24 protein-coding genes and 1 pseudogene are annotated in these 24,282 nt (G+C 64.3%); 16 read left to right on the top strand and 9 right to left on the bottom strand.

Annotated elements, in window-relative coordinates; all coding sequences use genetic code 11:
- Positions 1–80: 80 nt before the first annotated feature.
- On the bottom strand, positions 81–713 hold the full coding sequence (locus BLS26_RS02435; protein WP_092508103.1) for an NYN domain-containing protein: 633 nt from the start codon (positions 711–713) through the stop codon (positions 81–83).
- A 353-nt stretch (positions 714–1,066) separates the two neighbouring features.
- On the opposite strand from BLS26_RS02435, the gene rpoZ reads away from it, so the two are divergent.
- From rpoZ to parC, 10 genes are all read left to right on the top strand, one after another.
- Positions 1,067–1,459, top strand: coding sequence for a DNA-directed RNA polymerase subunit omega (gene rpoZ, locus BLS26_RS02430; RefSeq protein ID WP_024512695.1), 393 nt, complete (start codon positions 1,067–1,069; stop codon positions 1,457–1,459).
- Between the two features lie 289 nt (positions 1,460–1,748).
- Positions 1,749–4,040, top strand: a complete 2,292-nt coding sequence (locus BLS26_RS02425; protein ID WP_092508101.1) for a bifunctional (p)ppGpp synthetase/guanosine-3',5'-bis(diphosphate) 3'-pyrophosphohydrolase — start codon at positions 1,749–1,751, stop codon at positions 4,038–4,040.
- A 102-nt stretch (positions 4,041–4,142) separates the two neighbouring features.
- Positions 4,143–4,922, top strand: coding sequence for a pyridoxine 5'-phosphate synthase (locus BLS26_RS02420; protein WP_092508099.1), 780 nt, complete (start codon positions 4,143–4,145; stop codon positions 4,920–4,922).
- On the top strand, positions 4,919–5,338 hold the full coding sequence (acpS, locus tag BLS26_RS02415) for a holo-ACP synthase (RefSeq protein ID WP_092508097.1): 420 nt from the start codon (positions 4,919–4,921) through the stop codon (positions 5,336–5,338). Before BLS26_RS02420 ends, acpS begins: the two co-directional genes overlap by 4 nt.
- A gap of 282 nt (positions 5,339–5,620) precedes the next feature.
- Positions 5,621–6,379, top strand: a complete 759-nt coding sequence (gene lepB, locus BLS26_RS02410; protein ID WP_092508095.1) for a signal peptidase I — start codon at positions 5,621–5,623, stop codon at positions 6,377–6,379.
- The gene (gene rnc, locus BLS26_RS02405) at positions 6,376–7,197 is read left to right on the top strand and encodes a ribonuclease III (protein ID WP_092508093.1); all 822 of its coding nucleotides are present in this window, start codon (positions 6,376–6,378) and stop codon (positions 7,195–7,197) included. The genes lepB and rnc overlap by 4 nt, the downstream gene beginning before the upstream one ends.
- Positions 7,187–8,116 (top strand): GTPase Era, encoded by a 930-nt coding sequence (gene era / locus BLS26_RS02400; protein WP_092508091.1) that lies wholly within the window; start codon positions 7,187–7,189, stop codon positions 8,114–8,116. The genes rnc and era overlap by 11 nt, the downstream gene beginning before the upstream one ends.
- A gap of 36 nt (positions 8,117–8,152) precedes the next feature.
- Positions 8,153–8,533 carry a hypothetical protein gene (locus BLS26_RS02395; protein ID WP_092508089.1) on the top strand — a complete coding sequence of 127 codons (381 nt, stop codon included), beginning with the start codon at positions 8,153–8,155 and terminating at the stop codon, positions 8,531–8,533.
- A gap of 133 nt (positions 8,534–8,666) precedes the next feature.
- Positions 8,667–9,419 carry a DNA repair protein RecO gene (gene recO, locus BLS26_RS02390; protein WP_092508087.1) on the top strand — a complete coding sequence of 251 codons (753 nt, stop codon included), beginning with the start codon at positions 8,667–8,669 and terminating at the stop codon, positions 9,417–9,419.
- Between the two features lie 174 nt (positions 9,420–9,593).
- On the top strand, positions 9,594–11,849 hold the full coding sequence (parC, locus tag BLS26_RS02385; RefSeq protein ID WP_092508085.1) for a DNA topoisomerase IV subunit A: 2,256 nt from the start codon (positions 9,594–9,596) through the stop codon (positions 11,847–11,849).
- Positions 11,850–11,855: 6 nt separating this feature from the next.
- On the opposite strand, the gene BLS26_RS02380 is transcribed toward parC, so the two are convergent.
- Positions 11,856–12,755: a slipin family protein gene (locus BLS26_RS02380; RefSeq protein ID WP_092508083.1), complete on the bottom strand. Its 900-nt coding sequence runs from the start codon at positions 12,753–12,755 to the stop codon at positions 11,856–11,858.
- A gap of 5 nt (positions 12,756–12,760) precedes the next feature.
- Positions 12,761–13,153, bottom strand: a complete 393-nt coding sequence (locus BLS26_RS02375) for a GntR family transcriptional regulator (RefSeq protein WP_092508081.1) — start codon at positions 13,151–13,153, stop codon at positions 12,761–12,763.
- A 77-nt stretch (positions 13,154–13,230) separates the two neighbouring features.
- On the opposite strand from BLS26_RS02375, the gene BLS26_RS02370 reads away from it, so the two are divergent.
- Positions 13,231–15,216 (top strand): PQQ-binding-like beta-propeller repeat protein, encoded by a 1,986-nt coding sequence (locus tag BLS26_RS02370; RefSeq protein WP_092508079.1) that lies wholly within the window; start codon positions 13,231–13,233, stop codon positions 15,214–15,216.
- A 34-nt stretch (positions 15,217–15,250) separates the two neighbouring features.
- Entirely contained in the window at positions 15,251–16,210 is a 960-nt protein-coding gene (locus BLS26_RS02365) for a cation diffusion facilitator family transporter (protein WP_092508077.1), read from the top strand.
- A gap of 110 nt (positions 16,211–16,320) precedes the next feature.
- Here the strand turns inward: BLS26_RS02365 and chrA are convergent, their stop codons facing one another.
- On the bottom strand, positions 16,321–17,712 hold the full coding sequence (gene chrA, locus BLS26_RS02360; protein ID WP_092517540.1) for a chromate efflux transporter: 1,392 nt from the start codon (positions 17,710–17,712) through the stop codon (positions 16,321–16,323).
- Between the two features lie 11 nt (positions 17,713–17,723).
- Positions 17,724–18,542, bottom strand: a complete 819-nt coding sequence (locus BLS26_RS02355; RefSeq protein WP_092508075.1) for a chromate resistance protein ChrB domain-containing protein — start codon at positions 18,540–18,542, stop codon at positions 17,724–17,726.
- A 391-nt stretch (positions 18,543–18,933) separates the two neighbouring features.
- On the opposite strand from BLS26_RS02355, the gene BLS26_RS02350 reads away from it, so the two are divergent.
- From BLS26_RS02350 to BLS26_RS02335, 4 genes are read left to right on the top strand one after another with little or no spacing between them, the layout of a single operon-like run.
- Complete coding sequence (locus BLS26_RS02350) at positions 18,934–19,506, top strand: hypothetical protein (protein ID WP_244541820.1); 573 nt, start codon at positions 18,934–18,936, stop codon at positions 19,504–19,506.
- A gap of 9 nt (positions 19,507–19,515) precedes the next feature.
- Positions 19,516–20,742, top strand: coding sequence for an MFS transporter (locus tag BLS26_RS02345; protein WP_244541819.1), 1,227 nt, complete (start codon positions 19,516–19,518; stop codon positions 20,740–20,742).
- Positions 20,743–20,795: 53 nt separating this feature from the next.
- Positions 20,796–21,302 carry a hypothetical protein gene (locus BLS26_RS02340; protein WP_197681304.1) on the top strand — a complete coding sequence of 169 codons (507 nt, stop codon included), beginning with the start codon at positions 20,796–20,798 and terminating at the stop codon, positions 21,300–21,302.
- A gap of 29 nt (positions 21,303–21,331) precedes the next feature.
- Complete coding sequence (locus BLS26_RS02335) at positions 21,332–22,210, top strand: DMT family transporter (RefSeq protein WP_092508071.1); 879 nt, start codon at positions 21,332–21,334, stop codon at positions 22,208–22,210.
- 2 nt (positions 22,211–22,212) lie between these two features.
- Here the strand turns inward: BLS26_RS02335 and BLS26_RS02330 are convergent, their stop codons facing one another.
- The 4 genes and pseudogenes from BLS26_RS02330 to BLS26_RS36615 form a co-directional block, all read right to left on the bottom strand.
- The gene (locus BLS26_RS02330) at positions 22,213–22,629 is read right to left on the bottom strand and encodes a RidA family protein (RefSeq protein WP_092508069.1); all 417 of its coding nucleotides are present in this window, start codon (positions 22,627–22,629) and stop codon (positions 22,213–22,215) included.
- Positions 22,630–22,636: 7 nt separating this feature from the next.
- Positions 22,637–22,876 (bottom strand): hypothetical protein, encoded by a 240-nt coding sequence (locus BLS26_RS02325; protein ID WP_244541818.1) that lies wholly within the window; start codon positions 22,874–22,876, stop codon positions 22,637–22,639.
- Positions 22,876–24,039, bottom strand: a complete 1,164-nt coding sequence (locus BLS26_RS02320) for an MFS transporter (protein WP_092508067.1) — start codon at positions 24,037–24,039, stop codon at positions 22,876–22,878. The genes BLS26_RS02325 and BLS26_RS02320 overlap by 1 nt, the downstream gene beginning before the upstream one ends.
- 74 nt (positions 24,040–24,113) lie before the next feature.
- Positions 24,114–24,281: pseudogene (locus BLS26_RS36615) on the bottom strand (FAD-dependent oxidoreductase); the annotation flags it as partial.
- Position 24,282: the final 1 nt, after the last annotated feature.

Genomic DNA, 24,282 nt, shown 5'->3' with positions numbered 1-24,282 from the left:
CAAACAAAAGATAGAGCCCGGTTCTGATCCGATCAGAACCGGGCTCTAGAACCGAGGCCTAGCAGTTGATGGCATGACGCTCAATCGTCGAATTCTTCGTCGTCGGCGCCGCGGGGCGCCATGGTGGTCGCGCGCTGCAGGAATTGCGGGGCGTGATGCCGCGGCTCGCGCGGGGCAGGGCGTTCGGAAGGATCGCGGCCGAGCTTGGACTGCAGTTCGACCAGGTCGGTGAAGACGTCGGCCTGGCGCCGCAGTTCGTCGGCGATCATCGGCGGCTGGCTCGAAATCGTCGAAACCACGGTGACGCGAACGCCGCGCCGCTGCACGGCTTCGACCAGCGAGCGGAAATCGCCGTCACCGGAGAACAGCACGATCTGGTCGACATGTTCGGCGAGTTCCATGGCATCGACCGCGAGTTCGATGTCCATATTGCCCTTCACCTTGCGGCGGCCGCTGGCGTCGATGAATTCCTTGGTCGCCTTGGTGACGACGGTGTAGCCGTTGTAGTCGAGCCAATCGATCAACGGGCGGATCGACGAGTATTCCTGATCCTCGATGATCGCCGTGTAGTAGAACGCGCGCACCAGCGTGCCGCGGCTCTGGAATTCCTTGAGAAGGCGCTTGTAGTCGATGTCGAAGCCGAGCGTCTTGGCGGTTGCGTAGAGGTTGGCGCCATCGATGAAAAGCGCGATCTTGTTGGAAACTGGTGACATCAAGTGGTTCTCGCGTGAGTGTTAACGTTTTTAGCGCAGCGGCAATCGACCGCGCGCACTTTTTTATTCCGCTGCCTAAAGTTCGGTGAATCTGGCCCCACCACAGTCACCACTGCAATTATGGTGAGGGGAGGGCGAAAAACCTAGTCTTTTAGTGCTGCAATGAAGAGATTTACTTGTCCTGTACGGCTACCCAGCCGCGTGTGGACGCTCCGGCCTTCTGGCCCCGGGGTGGGTTAGCAGAGCCCATTAGGAACGCAAATCACAAATTTAGTCTTGCGAAACCCCACCTATCGCTATAACTAGCCCCCTATAACCGACATATTGGGCCCCATTTAACGGAGCGACAGTCTATGGCGCGCGTCACCGTGGAAGATTGCATTGACAAGGTCGACAACCGGTTCGACCTGGTGCTGCTGGCAGCACATCGCGCCCGGATGATTTCTTCGGGTTCACAACTCACGGTTGATCGCGACAACGACAAAAATCCCGTGGTTTCGCTGCGGGAAATCGCCGATTCCACCATCTCCCCGGAAGACCTGCGGGAAGAGCTGGTTCATTCCCTGCAGAAATTCGTCGAGGTCGACGAGCCAGAGCCCGATACCGTGCCCTTGATCGGCTCGGCCGGCGCCAGCGTCGATGCCGACGACACCGAAGTCGCGGTCGAGCGGATGACCGAGGAAGAGCTCCTGAAGGGCCTCGAAGGTCTGGCTCCGCCGGAAGAGCAGCCCGAAGAGGACGAATAATCCCTCATCGAGGGACGTCCCGAACTCCCCGATCTGTCAAAAGGCCCGGACCTCCGTCCGGGCCTTTGCTTTTGTTGACATTTTCGCGGTTACCGTGCTGCCTTCGGAGGCAGCCGAAATCGCCGGAAGCGATTTTCGCCGCAAGCTGGCCACGGGTTGGGCGTTGGATGGCCCGGAGCCGTGCGAAAGTGAACGTTTCTGGGCTCCGATAAGGGTGCAGCTTCGTTCGAAAGCGCATTAAATATCCAAAAGCGGGCCAATCCGGTCCGCGGAACAAGGCAGTGATTCGATGGCGTTTTGGCGCCGCAGCCCCCGGCAGATGCAGGCCGCAACCGAGCAGGTTGCGGTGGCGCCGACGTCGCCGGTGGTGGAGCGGCCGAAGACGCCCCGCGCGCGCATGATGCGGCAATACGATCTCGTCGATCGGGTCAGGTCGTATAATCCCGATACCAACGAAGACCTGCTGAACCGCGCCTATGTCTACGCCATGAAGGCGCACGGCACGCAGACGCGCGCGTCCGGCGATCCCTATTTCTCGCATCCGCTCGAAGTCGCGGCGATCCTGACCGGGCTTAAGCTCGATGACGCCACCATCGTCGCAGCACTTCTGCACGACACCATCGAGGATACCGAGGCGACGCGCGCCGAGATCGACCATGTCTTCGGCCACGAGATCGGCAAGCTGGTCGAGGGACTGACCAAGCTGAAGCGGCTGGAGCTGGTTTCGCGCGAAGCCAAGCAGGCCGAGAACCTGCGCAAGCTGCTGCTCGCCATCGCCGACGACGTCCGCGTGCTGCTGGTCAAGCTCGCCGACCGCCTGCACAACATGCGCACGCTGGAATTCGTGCCGCACGCCTCGCGCCGCCGCATCGCCGAGGAGACGCTCGACATCTATGCCCCGCTCGCCGGCCGCATGGGTATGCAGGAGATGCGGGAAGAGCTCGAAGACCTCTCCTTCCACACGCTGGATCCGGAAGCCTATGCGGTGGTGATGCAGCGACTCGACGCGCTGGCCGACCGCAACCGCAACCTGATCGGCGAGATCGAAAGCAGCCTCTCCAAGAACCTGCAGAAGAACGGCGTCGCCGCGCGGGTCTATGGCCGCCGCAAGCAGCCGTTTTCGATCTGGACCAAGATGGAGCGCAAGTCGGTCGGCTTCGAGCAGTTGTCGGATATCTACGGCTTCCGCGTGGTGATGCCGGATGTCGAGGCCTGCTACCGCGCGCTCGGCGTCGTGCACACCACCTGGCCCGTCGTGCCTGGGCGCTTCAAGGATTACATCTCGACGCCGAAGCAGAACGACTATCGCTCGATCCACACCACGGTGATCGGTCCCGGCAACCAGCGCGTCGAACTGCAGATCCGCACCGAGGAAATGAACCAGATCGCCGAATTCGGCATCGCGGCGCATGCGTTCTACAAGGAAGGCATGGGTTCGCCGACCGAGCGGCTCAAGCATGAATCCTCGGCCTTTGCCTGGCTGCGCCACACCGTCGGCATCCTCTCGGAAAGCTCCAATCCGGAAGAGTTTCTCGAACATACCAAGCTCGAGCTGTTCCACGACCAGGTGTTCTGCTTCACGCCGAAGGGCAAGCTGATCGCGCTGCCGCGTCAGGCCAATGTGATCGACTTCGCCTACGCCGTGCACACCGATGTCGGCAACAGCGCGGTCGGCTGCAAGATCAACGGCAAGTTCGCGCCGCTGTCGTCTGAATTGCAGAACGGCGACGAGGTCGAGGTCTTGACCTCGCAGGCGCAGTCGGCGCCGCCGTCGGCCTGGGAATCGCTGGCCGTCACCGGCAAGGCGCGGGCGGCGATCCGGCGCGCGACGCGCACCGCGGTGCGCGACCAATATGCCGGCCTCGGCCGCCGCATCGTCGACCGCCTGTTTGCCCGCGCCAAGATCGAATATGCCGACGACAAGCTGAAGGGGGCCTTGCCCCGGCTGGCGCGCACCTCGATCGAGGATGTGATGGCGTCGGTCGGCCGCGGCGAACTAAAGGCCTCCGACGTCGCCCGCGCGATGTATCCCGACTACAAGGAAGAACGGATGGTGCGCTACGGGGCCAAGAAAGGCCTCGCCGCCAAGCTGAAGCTGCAATCGACGCCGCATCCGGCGCGCAGCGCCTCGGTGATCCCGGTGCGCGGCCTCAATTCCGACCTGCCGGTCAAGTTCGCGCCGAACGGCGGCGCGGTGCCGGGCGACCGTATCGTCGGCATCGTTTCGCCGGGCGAGGGGATCACGATCTATCCGATCCAGTCGCCGGACCTGAAGGATTTCGAGGAAGAGCCGGAGCGCTGGCTCGACGTGCGCTGGGACATCGACGAAACCATGCCGCAGCGTTTTCCGGCGCGCATCCGCGTCGACAACGTCAACGAGCCCGGCAGCCTCGCCCAGGTCGCCACCGTGATTGCCGAGCACGACGGCAACATCGACAATATCAGCATGTCGCGCCGCTCGCCCGACTTCACCGAACTGACCATCGATCTCGAGGTCTATGACCTGAAGCATCTCAGCGCTATCATCGCCCAGTTGCGCGCCAAGGCCGTCGTCGCCCGGGTCGAGCGCGTCAACGGATAACCAAGGCGTGTCATGCGCGGGCTTGACCCGCGCATCCATCCTTTCCAAAGATATGGATGTGCGGATCAAGCCCGCGCATGACGGCTCGGAGCAATCAGTTCAATGCCCACACCTCCGCTACGCCTTGGAGTCAATGTCGACCACGTCGCTACCTTGCGTAATGCGCGGGGCGGCGCGCGGCCGGATCCGGTGCGCGCCGCAATTGCCGCGATCGCGGCCGGCGCCGACGGCATCACCGCGCATCTGCGCGAGGACCGCCGCCATATCCGCGACAGCGACATGGCCCGCCTCAAGGCCGAGATTTCCAAGCCGCTGAATTTCGAGATGGCGGCGACCGACGACATGCTGCGGATATCGCTGGCGACCAAACCGCACGCGGTCTGCCTGGTGCCCGAGCGCCGCGAGGAACTGACCACCGAGGGCGGGCTCGACGTGGTCGGCCAGCACAATGCGCTGGCGCCCTTTATCGCAAAACTCAACGATGCCGGCATCAGGGTGTCGCTGTTCATCTCCGCCGATCCCGCCCAGATCGAAATGGCGGCGAAGTTGCGCGCGCCCGTCATCGAGATCCATACCGGCGGCTGGTGCGATGCCGTGGTCGATGGCCACGCCGCGAAGGCCGAGGCGGAATGGCAGCGCATCGTCACCGGGGCCGCGCTGGCGCGCGCCGAAGGGCTCGAGGTTCATGCCGGCCATGGCCTCGACTACGACACCGCCGAGACGATTTCCGCGCTGCCCGAGATCGCCGAACTCAACATCGGCTATTTCATGATGGGGGAGGCGCTGTTCGTCGGTCTCGGCGAAACCGTGCGTCAGATGCGGGCCGCGATGGACCGCGGTCGCGCCAGGATCCCAAGCGCCAAGATCGAAAGCCGCGCATGATCATCGGCATCGGCTCCGACCTGATCGACATCACCCGCGTTGCCAAGGTGATCGAGCGCCACGGCGACCGCTTTCTCGATCGCATCTTTACCGATGCCGAGCGCGCCCGGGCGGCGCGCCGCTCCAAGAGCGAGAAAATGGTGGTGGCGACCTATGCCAAGCGGTTCGCCGCCAAGGAGGCCTGTTCCAAGGCGCTCGGCACCGGCATCCGGCAGGGCGTCTGGTGGAAGGATATGGGGGTGGTCAACCTGCCCGGCGGACGTCCGACCATGAAACTGACCGGCGGGGCGCTGACCCGGCTGCAGGTGCTGACCCCCGAAGGGTTCGAGGCGCGGATCGATCTGTCTATTACCGACGATTGGCCGTTGGCGCAGGCCTTCGTCATAATTTCGGCGGTCGTTCCCGGCAAACCGTGAGGCGTGCAAGCGTTTGTGCCCGGGGATCGCGTTAAAACTAAAAATCATTGATTTATCAATGGATTAGAAAGTTTTTATCAGGCGCTTGATTGCGCCCCCGCGAACAACCGTCTAAAACGCCGCTATCTTCAATATCGAGCCAGGGCCGATTCAGGTTTTCGCCGGAAATGGCCTTAAACATCAGTATCGAGACCATTTTCTTGACGCGAACGGACCTGCGATTCGCGTGAGGAAAACGTTCTGCCACCGTGCGGGCACAGGCCTGCGGGAATTGGGAAAGCGATGAGCGTGACATCCGGCACAAAAACTGAAAGCGGCATGGGTGAAACCATCCGTGTCGTCATCCATGCTCTCCTGATCGCGCTCGTGATCCGTACCTTCCTGTTCCAGCCGTTCAACATCCCCTCAGGCTCGATGAAGGCGACGCTCCTGGTCGGCGACTATCTGTTCGTGTCGAAATATTCCTACGGCTACAGCCATTATTCGATCCCGCTGTCGCCGCCGCTGTTCTCGGGCCGCATCTTCGGCTCGGAGCCTGCCCGCGGCGATATCGTCGTGTTCCGCCTGCCGAAGGACGACACCACCGACTACATCAAGCGCGTGATCGGCCTGCCGGGCGACCGCATCCAGATGAAGGACGGGCTGCTCCACATCAACGATGTTCCGGTCAAGCGCGAGCGCCTGTCGGACTTCATCGGCGAGGACCCCTGCGGCTCCGACGCCACCGCCCGCGTCAAACGCTGGAAGGAAACGCTGCCGAACGGCGTGACTTATGAGTCGCTCGATTGCGTCGACAATGGTTTCTACGACAACACCAATGTCTACACCGTGCCGGCCGGCCACTTTTTCATGATGGGGGACAACCGGGACAACTCGACCGACAGCCGGGTGCTGTCGGCGGTGGGTTATGTGCCGTTCGAGAATATTGTCGGCCGTGCCCAGATGATCTTCTTCTCGATTGCCGAGGGCGAACATGCCTGGATGTTCTGGCGCTGGCCGACCGCCGTGCGCTGGAATCGCATATTCTCAATCGTGCGATGAACGACGAAACATCAGTCATCCAGGATTCCGACACCTCAGCCGAGCCGAGCCCGAAGCCCGATGCCGGCGGCGAAGCCGTGCCCAAGAAAAAGAAGCGCAGCAAGGGCGGCGCCAAGGCGGCGCTGGCGGCGGTCGAGGCGCGGATCGGCTACAAGTTCACCGATAGCGCATTGCTGACCACCGCGTTCACGCATGTGTCCGCACTGAAGCCCGCGACCCGTCACCGTGCCGACAGCTATCAGCGCCTCGAATTCCTCGGCGACCACGTGCTCGGGCTTGTTATCTCCGACATGCTGTATCGCGCCTATCCGCGGGCCGACGAGGGCGAATTGTCCAAGCGCCTGGCCGATCTCGTGCGCAAGGAGAGCTGCGCCGATGTCGCCAAATCGCTCGGGCTGCTCGACGACATCAAGCTCGGCGCGGTCGGCGCCGGCGCCGGCGCGCGGCTACGAAAGTCCGTGCTCGGCGACATCTGTGAGGCCGTGATCGGCGCGATCTATCTCGACGGCGGCCATGCGGCCGCGGCACAATTCGTCGAGCGCAACTGGCTGGAGCGGATGCACAAGCCGCGGCGGCCGCTGCGCGATCCGAAAACGGTGCTGCAGGAGTGGGCCCAGAGCAAGGGCTTGCCGACGCCGGTTTATCGCGAGGTCGAGCGCACCGGTCCGCATCACGATCCGCAATTCCGCGTCGCCGTCGACCTGCCGGGCCTGGCGCCCGCCGAAGGTGTCGGCGGCTCCAAGCGCGCGGCCGAAAAGGTCGCGGCATCCGTCATGATCGAACGCGAAGGCGTCAGCGGCGCAAGCAATGACAACTGAATCTTCAACCGAAGCCGCGCCCGCCGCGACCCGCTGCGGCTTCGTCGCGCTGATCGGTGCGCCGAACGTCGGCAAGTCCACGCTGGTCAACGCGCTGGTCGGCTCCAAGGTCACCATCGTCTCGCGCAAGGTGCAGACCACGCGGGCGCTGATCCGCGGCATCGTGATCGAGGACAACGCCCAGATCATCCTGGTCGATACCCCCGGCATCTTCTCGCCGAAACGTCGCCTCGACCGCGCCATGGTGTCGACGGCCTGGAGCGGGGCCCATGACGCCGATCTGGTCTGCGTGCTGCTCGATGCCAAGGCCGGCATCGACGAGGAGGCCGAGGCGATCCTGAGCAAGCTCGCCACCGTCAAGCATCCCAAGATCCTGGTACTGAACAAGATCGATCTGATCCCGCGCGAGAGACTGCTGGCGCTGGCGCAGACCGCCAACGATCGCATGAAATTCGAAAGCACCTTCATGATCTCCGCGCTATCCGGCGACGGCGTCGACGATTTGCGCAAGACGCTGGCGAAGATGGTGCCGGCGGGGCCGTTCCATTATCCCGAAGACCAGATGTCGGACGCGCCGATGCGGCATCTGGCGGCCGAAATCACCCGCGAAAAGATCTATCGCCAGCTGCATCAGGAGCTGCCGTATCAGTCCACCGTCGAGACCGATAGCTGGACTGAGCGCAAGGACAAGTCGATCCGCATCGAGCAGACGATCTTTGTCGAGCGCGAGAGCCAGCGCAAGATCGTGCTCGGCAAGGGCGGCGCCACCATCAAGTCGATTGGCGCGGATTCGCGCAAGGAGATCGCGGAGATCGTCGGCGTCCCCGTGCATCTGTTCCTGTTCGTCAAGGTGCGCGAGAACTGGGGCGACGACCCCGACCGCTACAGGGAAATGGGCCTCGATTTTCCCAGAGAGTAGCCAGGGAATCGAAAACAAAGAAAAACCGGCGTCCCAATGAACGTGCCCAAGAACGTGCTGTGGTTTGAAGTTCTGCTGTATCTGTCGCTGACGCTGGATGCGTTGTCGGTGGCGTTCCAGGACCGTACGCCGACCCCTGCCATGACCGAGCAGATGATCAATGTGGCGACCGTGATGGCGGCCGGGCTGATTCTGCTATTGGTCTATTTCGTCTGGCTCGCCGCGCAGCACCGCAAGAACTGGCCGCGCTGGGCGCTCGCCGCCGCTTTGGTGCTGTCGGTGATCTCGCTGATCCAGGTGATCGGCGACAGCGGCGTGCAGCTCGACAGCGCCATCGAGGTGGTGTCCTGCGCGCTGACCGCGGCGGGCCTGTATTTTTCGTTCACCGGCGACGCCGTGGGCTGGTTCAACGCATAGGTAGTCATTCCGGGGCGCGTCGAAGACGCGAACCCGGAATCTCGAACTTCCGGGTTCGATGCTTCGCATCGCCCCGGAATGACGGTGTCGATAGACCGCTGCGTCTCCCACCAAAATCCTGTAAGCTTCCCCCATGGAATGGACCGACGAAGGCATCGTGCTCGGGGTGCGCCGACATGGCGAATCCTCGGCCATTGTCGAGCTCTTGACGCGCAGCCACGGCCGGCACCTTGGCCTCGTGCGCGGCGGCGCCGGCAAGCGGATGCGGCCGTTGCTGCAGCCCGGCAACAGCGTCACCACGGTGTGGCGGGCGCGGCTCGACGAACATCTCGGCTATTACGTCGTCGAAGGCACGCGCTTGCGCGCGGCGACCTTGCTGGCGTCCGCGCACGCGACTTACGGCATCACCCATCTGGCCTCGTTGGTGCGGCTGTTGCCGGAGCGCGATCCGCATGAGGACATCTACGAGATGTTCGAGCGCACGCTGGACGATTTCGACGACGCCGGCGAGGCCGCGGCACATCTGATCAGGTTCGAACTCGCGATGTTGGCCGAGCTCGGCTTCGGGCTCGATCTGGAAAATTGCGCCGCCACCGGCGCCACCTCCGACCTGATCTACGTCTCGCCGAAATCCGGCGGCGCGGTGTCGCGCGGCGCCGGCGAGCCGTATCGTGACCGCCTGCTGCGGTTGCCGCCATTTTTGCGAGAAGGCGAGGCCGGCTCGAACGGCTGGTCGGACCAGGACCTGCAGGACGGCTTTCGGCTGACCGGGATGTTCCTGCTCCGCCACGTGCTGGAGCCGCGCGGGCAGGGCCACTCGGACGCCAGGGACGGGTTCATCAACGCGGTGACCAGGCACCGGCTGCGAATCAGTTCGGCGGGTTGATTCTGTCGTCCCTGCGAACGCAGGGACCCATACGCCGCGGCAGTCGTTAGACGCCGTGGGCGCAGTCATTTTTCCAACAAAACCCTGTGGTTATGGGTCCCTGCGTTCGCAGGGACGACAAGAGCCCCCGATTCGCGTCTTGCCCGATTCACCGCAAAAGTTTAACGCCTGCGCATGGGAAAACGACAGCTACCACCGGAAGAACCGGCCGAAATCCATGAGGTCATGCTGCGCGATGCGCTGGAAGAGCGCTATCTTGCGTACGCGCTCTCGACCATCATGCACCGCGCCTTGCCGGACGCTCGCGACGGGCTGAAGCCGGTGCACCGGCGCATCCTCTATGGCATGCGCCTGCTGCGGCTCGACCCCGGCACGCCGTTCAAGAAGTCCGCCAAGATCGTCGGCGACGTGATGGGTTCGTTCCATCCGCATGGCGACCAGGCGATCTACGACGCCATGGTGCGCCTGGCGCAGGATTTCGCCTCGCGCTATCCGCTGGTCGACGGCCAGGGCAATTTCGGCAATATCGACGGCGATAATCCCGCCGCCTACCGCTACACCGAAGCGCGCATGACCGCGGTCGCGCAGCTCCTGATCGAAGGCATCGACGAGGACGGCGTCGAATTCCGCCCCAACTACGACGGCCAGAGCAAAGAGCCGGTGGTGATGCCCGGCGGCTTCCCGAACCTGCTCGCCAACGGCTCGCAGGGCATCGCGGTCGGCATGGCGACCTCGATCCCGCCGCACAACGTGGCGGAGCTGTGCGATGCCTCGCTGCACCTGATCGACAAGCCGGATGCGAAGACGAAGTCGCTGCTGAAATGGGTCAAGGGCCCGGATTTCCCAACCGGCGGCATCATCGTCGATTCCAAGGAATCGATCGCCGAAGCCTATGTCACCGGGCGCGGCTCGTTCCGCACCCGCGCCAAGTGGGAGCAGGAAGAGGGCGCGCGCGGCACCTGGGTCGTGGTCATCACCGAGATTCCGTGGCTGGTGCAGAAGTCGCGGCTGGTCGAGAAGATCGCCGAACTGCTCAACGAGAAGAAGCTTCCGCTGGTCGATACCGTCCGTGACGAGTCTGCCGAAGACATTCGCCTGGTGATCGAGCCGAAATCCCGCGCGGTCGATCCGGCGCTGATGATGGAATCGCTGTTCCGGCTCACCGAGCTCGAGAGCAAGATTTCGCTGAACCTCAACGTGCTGGTGAAGGGCCGTATTCCCAAGGTGCTGGGGCTTGCCGAGTGCCTGCGCGAATGGCTCGACCATCTGCGCGACGTGCTGCTGCGCCGCTCGAACTATCGCAAGACCCAGATCGAGAACCGGCTCGAAGTGCTCGCCGGCTATTTGATCGCCTATCTGAACATCGACAAGGTGATCAAGATCATCCGCACCGAGGATGAGCCGAAGCCGGCGCTGATCAAGGCGTTCAAGCTGACGGAAGTCCAGGCCGACGCCATCCTCAACATGCGGCTGCGTTCGTTGCGCAAGCTCGAGGAATTCGAGATCCGCACCGAGGACAAGAACCTCCGCAACGAGTTGAAGGGCATCAAATCGCTGCTCGGCTCCGAGACCGAGCAATGGTCAAGGGTCGGCGACCAGGTTCGCAAGGTCCGCGACATGTTCGGGCCGAAGACGCCGCTCGGCAAGCGCCGCACTTTGTTCGCCGACGCGCCCGAGCACGATCTGGCCGCCATCGAGGAAGCCTTCGTCGAGCGCGAGCCGTGCACGGTGGTGATTTCCGAAAAGGGCTGGGTCCGCACGCTGAAGGGCCATGTCGCCGACCTGTCAGCGCTCGCCTTCAAGACCGACGACAAGCTCGACCATGCCTTCTTCGCCGAGACCACGTCGAAGCTTCTGGTGTTCGCCACCAACGGGCGGTTCTATTCGCTCGATGTGGCAAAGCTGCCGGGCGGGCGCGGCCATGGCGAGCCGATCCGCATGTTCATCGACATGGAGCAGGACGCCGCGATCGTCTCGCTGTTCGTCAACACCGGCGGCCGCAAGTTCCTGATCGCGAGCCTCGAAGGCCAGGGCTTTGTGGTCAACGAGGACGATTGCGTCGGCAACACCCGCAAGGGCAAGCAGGTGCTCAATGTCGAGATGCCGAACGAGGCCTGCGCGATTTGCACCGTCGCGGGCGATACGGTCGCCGTGATCGGCACCAACCACAAGATGGTGCTGTTCCCGCTCGACCAGGTGCCGGAAATGGCGCGCGGCCGCGGCGTGCGCCTGCAAAAGTATTCCAGCGCCAAACTGTCCGACGTTGCGGTGTTCGAATCCAAGGCAGGCCTGACCTGGACGGATTCCGCCGGGCGCGACCAGAGCATGAGCTGGAAAGAGCTTACCGACTGGCGCGGCAACCGCGCCGACGCCGGCCGTCTCGCCCATGGCCTGCCGAAGTCGAACAAGTTCCTCCGCGGCGTGGAGTAGGGCCGGTCAGGTCCTGCTTGGCAACGCGCCGGCGGCGGCGACCAGGCCGAGCGCGCTGGCCGGATTCATGCTGTCGACCATGCTGGTCGGGATCAGGATCGTGGCGCCGCGCTCCTTGGTGGTCTCGTAGATGATGTTCATGGCGCGGAGCTGCAGGGCTGCCGGGCTGCGGGCATAGAGCTCGGCGGCTTCGACGAATTTCTGCGCGATCTCCTGTTCGGCCTGGCCGAGCAGCACGCGCGCCAGTTTTTCGCGCTCGGCCTGCGCCTGCCGGCTCATGGCGTCCTGCAGGGCCGGCGGCACGCCGATGTCGCGGATTTCAACCGAGAGCACCGAGACGCCCCAATCGGCGGTCTTGCGTCCGATCTCCTCGCGCAATTGCTGGTCGCCGTTCTTGCGTTCCGACAGCAGCGTCGACAGCAACGAGGAGCCGACGATCTCGCGCAGCGAGGTCTGGGCCACCTGGGTGATGGCCTGGCGGTAGTTGGTGATTTCGAGCGCGGCGCGCTCGGGATCGTGGATCTGCCAGAACACCACCGCGTCGATATTGACCGGCACCGTGTCCTTGCTCAACGCCTTCTCGGCATTGATTTCGGTGGTCTGGATGCGCTGGTCGAGCCAGGAGGCGACATTGTCGATGAACGGCAGAATGGCGAACACGCCCGGGCCGCGAATGGCCGTGAGCTTGCCGAGCCGCAGCACCACGGCGCGTTCCCACTGATCCGCCACCATGAGGGATTGCGGAATCAGCGCCGCGATGACGGCGAGCGCGCCGGCAATCCAGTAGTAGCTGCGCGCGCCCGTGCTTTCGCCGAACCACACAGAGAGCGCCGCGGCCGCAGCGAACAAGGTAGCCAGCACCATCGCCGGCTGGTTAGCTCCGTTAGCCTTAAAATAGTTGTTCATGACGACTATTCCTTCTGCTTGGCGAGGGCCTTTATTCGGTCGGCCAAGGCAAGGGGGTCGATCCCCATCGTGGCCGCCGTAGCGAGAACCTGCTTTGCCAGACCATCGGTCTGGGCCTGCTGCGCGCGCGCGCCCATCGCGGGCGGCGGCTTGGCGACGAAGCTGCCGCGGCCGCGCACCAGCGTGATGGCGCCGATCCGCTCCAGCTCGTCATAGGTGTGCCGCACCGTATTGAGGTCGATTTTCAGCGCGACCGCGACCTCTCGCATGGTCGGCATCTGGTCGCCGGCCGCCAGCACGCCGGCGCCAAGCTGCCGCAAAATCTGCTCCCTGAGCTGGACGTAGATCGGAACGCCCGAGCTTTCGAGCCGGAGGGTTTTCAGCAGGTCTGTATGCATTAACTAGTACACTAGACAATGCCCGCTTTATGGTCAATACTTTTCGTGTAGGGTAGGCTCGAAGCAGGGAGGACAACATGATCCCTCGCACTCTGACGATCGGCATCGCGGCCATATTGCTGGGCGCATCCGGAGCGGCCCATGCACAAACCATCCCCGGCGCGGTTCCGGAATCTACCAAGGCGCTGACGCAGGGCGAATGGCCGACCTATGCCGGCACCTACGCCGCATCGCGCTATTCGCCGCTGACGCAGATCGATGCGGGGAACGCCAAGGGCCTGCATGTGGCATGGCGCTGGAAATCGCCCGACATGGCGATCAAGGAGGCCAACCCGAAGATCGGTCCGAGTCGCGCCAATGAATCGACGCCGCTGATGGTCGGTGGCGTGCTCTACACCTCCACTTCGTTGTCGCAGGTCGCCGCCATCGATGCTGCGACCGGCGTGACAAAATGGGTGTTCGATCCCAAAGTTTATGAAAACGGCTTGGGCATTCCCGCCAATGACGGCTGGCTGCATCGCGGCGTCGCTTATTGGCGCAATGGCGATGATGAGCGCATCGTGATGCTCACCGCGTTCGCGCAGATGATTGCGCTGGATGCGAAGACCGGAAAGCCGCTGCCGGCTTTTGGCGTCGACGGCCGGGTCGATCTCACGCAAGGCCTGCGCCGCCCGGTCGACCGCGACTACTACACCATGAGTTCGCCGCCGGTGATCGTGCGCGGCGTCATCGTGGTCGGCTCATCGGTCATGGACTGGTGGGGCCACCGTCCGTCGCCTCCGGGTGATGTGCGCGGCTATGATGTCGTCACCGGCCGTCTGCTCTGGACCTTCCACACCGTGGCGCAGGAAGGCGAATCCGGCATCGAGACCTGGGAGAAGGGCTCCTGGAAGGATACCGGCAACGCCAATGTCTGGGCGCCGATGAGCGCGGACGAAGAGCTCGGCTATGTCTATTTGCCCGTGAGCACGCCGACCAACGACTATTACGGCGGTCATCGGCCCGGCGACGGGCTTTACGGCGAGAGCCTCGTCTGTCTCGATGCGGCGACCGGCAAGAAGGTCTGGCACTATCAACTGGTTCATCATGGGCTGTGGGATTACGACCCACCGGCCGCGCCCAACCTGATCGACATCACGGTGGGCGGGAAGCCGATCAAGGCGGTCGCGCAAGTCACCAAGCAGGCCTTCATCTATGTGTTCGATCGCGTCACCGGAAAGCCGGTCTGGCCGATCGAGGAACAGCCGGTGCCGGCCTCCAGCGTACCCGGTGAGGTCGCATCGAAGACGCAGCCAGTTCCGACCAGGCCTGCGGCGATCGATATTCAAGGTGTTCGCGACGACGACCTGATCAACCTCTCGCCCGAGATCCACAAGGAGGCGGCCGACATCGTCGCCAAATACGATCACGGCGCGCTGTTCACGCCGCCGTCGGAGCGCGGCACCATTCAGATGCCCGGTGTTGCCGGCGGCGGCAATTGGGCGGGTGCGGCGATCGATCCCGAAACCAGCATGCTCTATGTCGGCACCTACCGGCTGCCTTTCGTGGTCACGGTTCGCAGCCCCAGACCGGGCGAATCGACGTACGATTTCATCGGCGAATTTCGTTATCTGTCCGGACCGCGCGGATTGCCGCTGTTCAAGCCGCCGTTCGGCAGCATTCTGGCCATCGACATGAACAGCGGCGAGCACCGCTGGCGCATTCCGGTGGGGCGTGCCGAGCTTATTCCCACGATCGCTCAGCTCGGTATTCGGGAAAGGCTGGGGTTTCCAACGCGCAGCTGGGCACTGGTCACCAAGACCGTCATGATCGTCGAGCAGTCCGGATATTTCAGCGCGCCGCGATTGCCGCCGGGCGGCACCCGCCGGATCGCCGATCTCAATGATTTCGATCCGCATCTGTGGGTTTACGACAAAACCAGCGGTGAAATGCTGGCGGAGATTGCACTGCCTTCCAACGCGATCGGTGCGCCGATGACCTATATGGCCGGCGGCAAGCAGTTCATCGTGTTCCCGGTCGGCGGCGGGCCGCTGGTCGAGGAATTGATCGCGGTGTCGCTGTAATAGTATTCCAAATTCCGCGCGCTATAACGCCGGAATGACGCACGATCACGACCATCACGATTCCTTGCACGATCATTCCCACGCGCATGGCCATCCCCACGGCCATGCCGGGCACAGTCACGCGCCGGATAGTTTTGGCGCGGCGTTTGCGATCGGCGCCGCGCTCAATACCGCGTTCGTCATCGCCGAGCTGATCTTCGGCTATGCCGCCAATTCGCTGGCGCTGATTTCGGACGCCGTCCACAATCTCTCCGACGTGGTGGCGCTGTTGCTGGCGTGGGGTGCGGCCTGGTTGGCGCAGAGGCAGCCGACCGAACGCCACACCTACGGTTATCGCCGGGCCTCGATCCTGGCCGCGCTGTTCAATGCCGGGCTACTGCTGGTCGCGGTCGGCGGCATCGTCGTCGAAGCGGTCAATCGTTTGTATGCGCCCGCGGCCGTGGCGGGCTGGACGGTCGTCGCCGTGGCGGCGCTGGGCGTCGCCATCAATGGCGGCACGGCGTTGCTGTTCATGCGCGGCCGCCATGGCGACCTCAACATTCGCGGCGCCTATCTGCACATGGCGGCCGATGCCGGCGTCTCGCTCGGGGTGGTGGCTGCAGCCCTCGTGATCATGTGGACGGGATGGCTGTGGCTCGATCCCGCGACCAGCCTCGTGATCGCGGCCGTGGTGTTCTGGAGCGGGTGGGGACTGGCGCGCGACAGCGTCAGCCTCGCGCTCGATGGCGTACCGCGTGGCATCGATCTCGCGGCCGTTAAGAATTATCTCGGTAGCCTCGATGGCGTCATGGAGGTCCACGACCTCCATGTCTGGGCCATGAGCACCAACGAAACCGCGCTGACCGCGCATCTGGTGCGGCCCGGCGGCCACGACGACGCCTTTCTGCACCGGGTCTGCGAAGGGCTTTCGCACCGCTTCAACATTCATCACGCCACGCTGCAGGTCGAGGCCAGCGGCGAGGTCTGCAAGCTGGCGCCGGAACATGTCGTGTGAGCGCAATCTTGTAGGGTGGGTTAGCGAAGCGTAACCCACCGCGGTCTCGCGGCGGTGAGCAAGGTTGGTGGGTTACGCCTTCGGCTAACCCACCCTACGATTACCTACGTTCACACCATTCCCGCAAACCGCAATGCCACGCCGGCCGCGCAGGAACCCGCCAGCACCCAGAGCATGCCGATGTTGAGCCGGAAGATCGCGGTCGCCGCGGCTGCGGCCAGCACGAACGCCGCGATATCGAGGCTCGACCAGTCGGGCATGTCGAACGACAGCCCGAACGAGCGAAACGGCGTCGTCTGGCGGAACAGCGTATGCAGCGCGAACCAGATCGACAGGTTGAGGATCACGCCGACCACCGCCGCGGTGATCGCGGTCAGGGCGCCCGCCAGCCCCTTGTTGCCACGCAGCGTCTCGATGTAGGGCGCGCCGAGGAAGATCCAGAGGAAGCAGGGGATGAAGGTGACCCAGGTCGCCAGCAATCCGCCGAGCGTGGCGGCGAGCATCGGCGACAGCGCGCCGGGATCGCGGAAGGCGGCCATGAAGCCGACGAACTGCAGCACCATGATCAGCGGGCCCGGCGTGGTCTCGGCCATGCCGAGACCGTCCAGCATCTCGCGCGGTCCGAGCCAGTGATAGTGCTCGACCGCCTGCTGGGCGACATAGGCCAGCACCGCATAGGCGCCGCCGAACGTCACCAGCGCCATCTTGCTGAAGAACAGCGCGATCTGGCTGAACACATTGGCTTGGCCCAGCCCGATCAGTATGGCCGCCACCGGCACCACCCACAGCAACAACCAGACCGAACTGACCCGGAGCGCGCGGGCAACCGTCGGGCGGACATGGTCGGGCAATTCCTCGCCGAGCAGGCTGTCGACGACAGCCATTTTTTTGGCCCCGCCGCCATGCTCGACGGCGGCGAATTCCGGCCGTCCGCTGCGCGCGCCGAAATAACCGATCACGCCGGCCGCAATGATGATGATCGGGAAGGGGACGTCGAAGAAGAAGATCGCGACAAACGCGATCGCGGCGAGCGCGATCATCACCCGGTTGCGCAACGCGCGCTTGCCGACGCGCACCACCGCCTGCACCACGATCGCGAGCACCGCGGCTTTCAGGCCGAAGAACAGCGCCTCGATGAAGCCGACATTGCCATAGGCCGCATAGATGTAGCTCAGGCCCATGATGGCGATGATGCCGGGCAGGATGAACAGCCCGCCGGCCATGATGCCGCCGGCGGTCCGGTGCAGCAGCCAGCCGATATAGGTCGCAAGCTGCTGCGCCTCCGGCCCCGGCAGCAGCATGCAGTAGTTCAGCGCATGCAGGAACCGGCTCTCCGAGATCCAGTTCTTTTCCTCGACCAGGATGCGATGCATCACCGCGATCTGGCCGGCCGGGCCGCCGAAACTCAGTACGGCGACCCGCAGCCAGACGCGGAAGGCTTCGCCGAAGCTGATGCCGTGATCATATGACTTGCCGGCATCGGCTTCGGCGGTCTGTTTCATCGGGGCATCCACTACGGTTTTGCCTTGTTGGTCGGCCAGTTGTGCGTCTCGCCGGTCGCGTCGCGGCACCAGCGATAGAACGCGTCATAGAGCGTCATGCCGGCCTCGAGCAGCTCGAGATCGTCGTCGAACATCCGCGACAGGCCGAGCGAGGCCGCCAGCAGGCCCGGCGCCTCCGGTGACAGATCGAGCCGGCCGGTGTCGGCGGCGCGGACCATCGTCGCCAGCCGCAAGAGCGGCGGCGTTGCCAGACCGAATTCCTCGATCATGACGTCGAAGGTGCAGAGCTCGCCGCGGTGGCTCCAGAATACGTTCTCGATGTCGAACGGTGTGGCGTTGAAGCGTTCGCCGACCGCAACTACCTCGGAAGGGGCCACGAACAGGAACACCGCGTTCGGATCGACGAACCGGCGGATCAGCCAGGGGCAGGCGATGCGGTCGATCTTCGGCCGTGCGCGCGTGACCCAGACCGTGCGTCCCTTGGCGTCGCGCGGCGGCAGCTTGGAAGCGTCCACCAGCGGCAGATTTGCTTCTTTCCAGCCCTCGAAGCCGCCTTCCAGCGTTTCCGCCGTGACATCGGCGTTGCGCAGCCAGGCCGCGGTGCCCTGCGCCAGTTTCGCTCCGCGCAGGCAGACGACGATCGCCGGATTGCCGGCAAATTCACCGCTCCAGTCGCCGGCATCCTGATGGCTGCGCCTGACCGCGCCGGGAATTAGCCTGGGGTCAGCGGCAAAATCTTCTTCGGTGCGGACATCGATCAGGATAGGCGTCTTCGCCGTGCCGATCAGACGGGAAAGCTTATCGGGGGATATGGAAGTGTGGGATGACATAGCTGCGCCCTCGTAAGAAATAACGGGACGCGATGCTTGGGCTTGTCGCCTCGTGGGGAGATCGCAAAGTCCCCATGGCGCGAATTAACCGCTAGGCATCCCGTCTGTCAACCGGCGTGCGGCGCCTGTTCGCAGGCAGGGCGCGGTCGCGGCAGGGAGCGCTTGCGAAACGCAACGTTTGGACTTAGCTTGCGGGGCATCGGGGATAAAGCAGGCTCCCCGTCAGACGGCCCACCGTCCAAGCTCTGCGCACCACTCGACGCGTCGAGGATTGCGCATGGACGACAACCGGCCGGTCTTTTCCAATCCTATCAGGCCACATCTCCGCGCCGCCCTCGTCGCGTGCACCCTCGCGCTCGCGCCATCCGCGTCCGCGCAGACAGGAGCCGCCATGACTGCCATTGACCGCATGACCCCCGGATCGCCTCCGGCAGGATTTTCCTTCGCCCGGACCGGCCGGGGCAGGGAGGGCGAATGGACCGTCACGGCCGACCGCACGGCCGCCAGCGGACAGGCGATCGAGCAGACCAGCACCGATCGCACCGACTACCGGTTTCCGCTCGCGATCCACGAAAGCCTGTCAGCCGCCAATGTCGACGTCGAAATCCGCTTCAAGGCCGTGGCCGGCAAGACCGATCAGGCTGCAGGCATTGCGGTGCGACTGACGAATGCCGACAATTATTACGTCGCCCGCGCCAATGCGCTGGAGGACAACGTCCGCTTCTATCGCGTCGTCGACGGCCGCCGCGAACAACTCGATGGCGTCAATCTCAAGGTCATCCCGAACGAATGGCATCGGCTCGGCCTGCGCGCGGAAGGAAAACGCTTTACCGTCTCCTATGACGGCAAGCCATTGTTCACAGCGACGGATGCTACCTTCGTGGAGGCCGGCGGCGTGGCGCTATGGACCAAGTCCGACAGCGTGACGCGCTTCGATCAGCTGTCGATTACCGTCCTGCCTTAGGGGAATGCCTTGACCGATCTCGTGACGGAACCCGGGACATCTTCGGCGACCACGCTGATCCCCTTGCTCTATGCGGCGCGGGGGTTGCGTGGGATAGGCGACGGCTTCGCCATCATCATCCTGCCGGCCTATATGACGGCGCTGGGTTACGACGCCGTGGCGGTCGGCCTGGTTGCGACCGCCTCGCTGCTCGGAACCGCGCTGTTGACGCTGATCGTGGGCTGGATTGCGCCACGCCATGATTTGCGTCTGCTCCTGATATCAGGCGCAGGCCTGATGGCGGCGACCGGCATCGCCTTTCCCGGCGTCGAGCATTTCGTGTTGATCATGCTGGTGGCATTTATCGGCAGCATTAATCCCTCCGGCGGCGATCTCGGCATGCTGGTGCCGCTGGAACATGCGGTGCTGGCGCACAGCGCCACAGATGCCCAGCGCACCCAGGTGTTTGCGCGCTACAGCCTGATCGGCGCGCTCTGCACCGCGGCGGGCTCGCTGGCGGCGGCATTGCCCGACGTGTTGATGGCAAACGGAAGCACGAAGCTCGGTGCGTTCCGCCTGATGTTTTTCGCCTATGCGGCGCTCGGTATCGCCTGCGCGGCGCTTTATCGCCATGTCCCGCACGAGCGCGGCGAGGAGAAAGCCCCGCAGGCGCCGCTCGGGCCTTCGCGCGTCATCGTGTACAGACTGGCCGCGCTGTTCAGCATCGATGCCTTCGCCGGCGGCTTCGTCGCCCAGTCGCTGCTGGTGCTCTGGCTGTTCGAACGCTTCGACCTGTCGCTGTCCGCGGCCGGATTGTTTTTCTTCTGGTCGAGCACGCTGAGCGCGTTTTCCTATCCGGTGGCGGCCTGGATCGCCAAACGCGTCGGCCTCGTCAACACCATGGTGTTCACGCATATTCCCTCCAGCCTGTTCCTGATTGCGGCCGCGTTTTCGTCCAACCTCTATCTGGCGCTCGGACTATTGCTGCTGCGCTCGGCGCTGTCGCAAATGGATGTGCCGACCCGCACCTCCTATGTCATGGCCGTGGTCACGCCGGCCGAACGTCCCGCCGCCGCCAGCGTTACCGCCGTGCCACGGAGCCTGGCGTCCGCGATCAGCCCGGCGATCTCGGGCGCGCTGTTGATGACGGCGTTCTCCGGCCTGCCGCTGGTGGTCTGCGGCACGCTCAAGATCGCCTACGACATCGCCTTGCTGTTCTCGTTCCGCCACATCAAGCCGCCGGAAGAGCAGGGCTGACCCCCGCGGGCCGGGGGGATCGCGCTTTTGGCGCCGATGCCCGGGACATCGCCATGCCCGGTCGCGCCCGCAATGGTTTAGACTGGCGCACAAGCCAAGGGGGGATCGTCATGCATAGCTTCGCAGCCGCGGGGGCCGGATTTTTGCTCGCCGTGTTGTGGTTCGACCTGATGTTCGACGTACAAACGCGCAAGCACGCAGGCGACGTGCTGCCGCCGGAGATATTGACCTCGATCTCGAACTATTACCGGCGCGTCACCACCGACGCCTATCCGATGAACCGGCTGATTGCCGTGGTCATGCAGCTGACACTTGCCGCCTTCTGCGCAGAGATCGTGCTAGGCGAATACGCATGGTGGATCGGCTGGGGCTCGTTGCTGTTGGCGGGCTCAGGTTTCGTGCCTACGATGACCCGCACCGTCCCGAACGCCCGCCGGTTGGGAAGCGCTCAGGACCCGGCGGAAGAGCAATCGCGGCTCGCGCGCGCGATCTGTCGTGATCACATGTTCAGTTTCGCGCGGATGAGCTGCGTTCTGGTGTTGCAACTGATGGCAGCGTAGCTGCGCGGCGCGACGGCGGGGAGGCGAGCGTGGGCGAATGGATCGGCGTTGCAATCGCGCTGGTGTCGAGTTGCCTTGGCGGATCGGCCGCGGCGATCACGCGGTATCTCGCAGGCAATACCGATCCGATCACGATGGCGATCCTGCGCTGGGGCATCGGATTTCTCTGCGTGTTGCCGGCAGCCCTGCTGTTGAAGGTGCGATGGCCTGCGCGCAGCGATCTCCCAGCGGTCGCGGCACTCGGCTTCGCTTTCTTCGGCGTGTTCTTCGTGCTCTACAATATCGCGATATCCTACACGACGGCGGCGCGCGCCTCGCTGGCGCTGGCGACGCTGCCGCTGCACACGATGGTGGTCGGCGCGCTGCTCGGCATCGAGCCGCTGACGAAACGGAAATCGATCGGCGTCGGTGTCGCCGTGCTCGGCGTTTTCGCAGCACTCGCCGCAGGCCTGTCGAGCGCGCCTGTTGGTGCGTGGCGCGGCGAACTGATCATGACCGGCGCCGTGCTGTGCATGGCGTTCTACAATGTCTGGTCGCGTCCGTTCATCCGGCGTTCCAGCGCGCTCGGTTTTCTCGCCGTCGGGATGGGGACGGGCGCCGCGGCGCTGATCGTGGTCGGATCGCTCACCGGCAGCGTTGCGGTGCTGAGCCATTTCAGCACGCCGCAATGGATCGCCGGGCTTTATCTTGGCATCGCCGGCGGCGCGCTGGCGTTCATCCTCTGGGTGCTGGCGCTGGAGCGGGCATCGCCGACCCGCGTCGCGGCCACCATGACCGTGAACCCGCTCGCAGCGGGACTGCTGGCGACCCAGTTGGTCGGTGAACCCATCACACCAAATCTCGTGCTGGGGCTGGTCGCAGTGTTTGCAGGAATCTGGATCGCGACGTCGGAATCCGGCAAGCCGTAAGCTCACGCCGCCGCGATGGCCTCGATCTCGATCAGGAAATCGGGGCCATAGAGTTTCGAGACTTCCACCAGCGTGACTGCGGGGGCAGCCTGTGGTGTCACCGAAGAAAAGAAGCGGTTTCGCGCTTCGCGATAGGGAGCGAGGTTGTCCATGTCGGTGAGAAACACCGTCAGCTTGACCAGATTGGCTGCCGTGCATCCGCTGGCGCGCAAGGCAATGGTGAGATTTTCGAACACCTGGCCGGCTTGCGCGGCGAAGTCATTGTTGCCGATCAGATGGCCGTCGGCGTCGAGCGCGGTCTGGCCGGCAATGAAGATCAAGCGGCGCGCGGTCACCTCGACGATCTGCGAATAGCCGGGCGGCGTTCCAAGCTCGGGCGGATTGAGGCGGGTGATCGAAGGCACGGTGTCGCAGGTCATGTCCGGCTCAATTGCGCGGCGCGGACACCGGCGGCGGCGTCAGGCCGACGGCGTTCTTCGGCTTCATGGTGCCGATGTAGAACGACGACACGAAGATCACGATCAGGGCGGCCAGGTAGAGCGCATAGGATTGCGGCGGCGTGATCGCCCACTGCAGGAAGGTCTTGCTGTCGGATGGCTTGTTGCTGTCGTTGTCCATGAGCTGTTTTTGCGCGAAACCCGTCGCGAAGGGAAGTGCAAAACGCATCACGTCTCGGGGCGGGGCGGGTGGTTGGGCACCAGGAACAAGGCCAGCAGCGCCAACAGACTGAGCGCGGACGACACGATCAGGACACGGCTGCCCATCGTGTCGATCAAAAGACCGAACAGCAGGGGGGCGGCCGCCTGCGCCATCCGCGCCGGCGCGCCGATGATGCCGAGGCGATAGCCGTAATCCTTCGGGCCGAAGATCGCGAGCGGCAGCGTGCCGCGCGCAATGGTCAGGATGCCGTTGCCGGTGCCGTGAAAGATCGCAAACGCGCTGGCCGCGCCGCCACCGGCCAGCGCCAGGATGGTGGCGCCGATCGGATGCGTGATGCAGGCAAGGCGGGTCGAGACCAGCGGATGAAACCGGCTGAGAAAGCTCGCCTCGAAAATCCGCGCCAGCACCTGCGACGGGCCGATCAGTGCGCCGGCGAACACCGCCTGGCCAGAAGTCGCGCCCGCGGCTTCCAGAATGCGCGGCAGATGCGCGGCCATCGCGCCGGTGACGGTCCAGGCCGCCGCAAACACGAACGCCAGCAGGATCAAGGTGCGGTCGATCGCAATCTGCGGCTTGACGGCCGCGGCAACTGCCGCCTTCGCGCCTTTCACCGCCGGCAGCATCAGCCAGTTGAGCGGCAGGCCGATCAGGATATGCGCGGCCGCCCAGGCAAAGCAGGTGTTGCGCCAGCCGATGGTTTCCAGCCCCCAGGCCGACAGCGGCCATCCGACCGTCGAGGCAAAGCCCGCGATCAGGGTGATGCCGGTGATCGAGCGGCGCGCCGTGTCGCCATAGATGCGCCCCAGCGCGGCAAACGCTGCATCATAGAGGCCGGCGCCCATACCGATGCCGAGCACCAGCCAGGCGAGGACGAGCACGGGGATCGAGGTCGCAAAGCCGAGCAGCACCAGTCCCGCCGCCAGCACCAGGTTGGAGATCGACAGCACCGATCGGCCGCCGACCAGATCGATCTGACGCCCGATGCGCGGGCCGAGCAGGGCCGAGAGCACCAGCGACGCCGAAAATGCGGCGAATACCCAGTTCGAGGAAACCCCGAGATCGCGCGCCATCGGATCGGCCAGGATGGCCGGCAGGTACATGCTGGAGGCCCAGGCCAGCGTCTGCGTGGTGCCGAGCGCCAGAATCAGGGGAACGGGGCGCGAGCTCATGGCTTAATCGCCGCTGCGCAAGGTACGAGTGCTCCTTCTCGAGAAATTGCCTTGTCCTCAGTGTCCAGGACGCGTTATCCGCATCCGCTTTTGCCTTGTTGTTTGGCATTTGCATCCGCGATGCAACAGGCGTCAACCGCCGCCGGCGCCGGTCCACCGCAGCACTGGCTTGCGCTGGGCGCAGCCGAGCGACTGCAGGCGCCGGTTTCGGGCAACACCAGTTCGACGCGCGCTGCGGCCTCG

Origin of the sequence: Afipia sp. GAS231 (assembly GCF_900103365.1) — a bacterium.
In the GTDB taxonomy this organism is placed as follows: Bacteria; Pseudomonadota; Alphaproteobacteria; order Rhizobiales; family Xanthobacteraceae; genus Bradyrhizobium.
The sequence above is the reverse complement of the archived record's forward strand: the minus strand, read 5'-3'. Positions and strand labels throughout refer to the sequence as shown.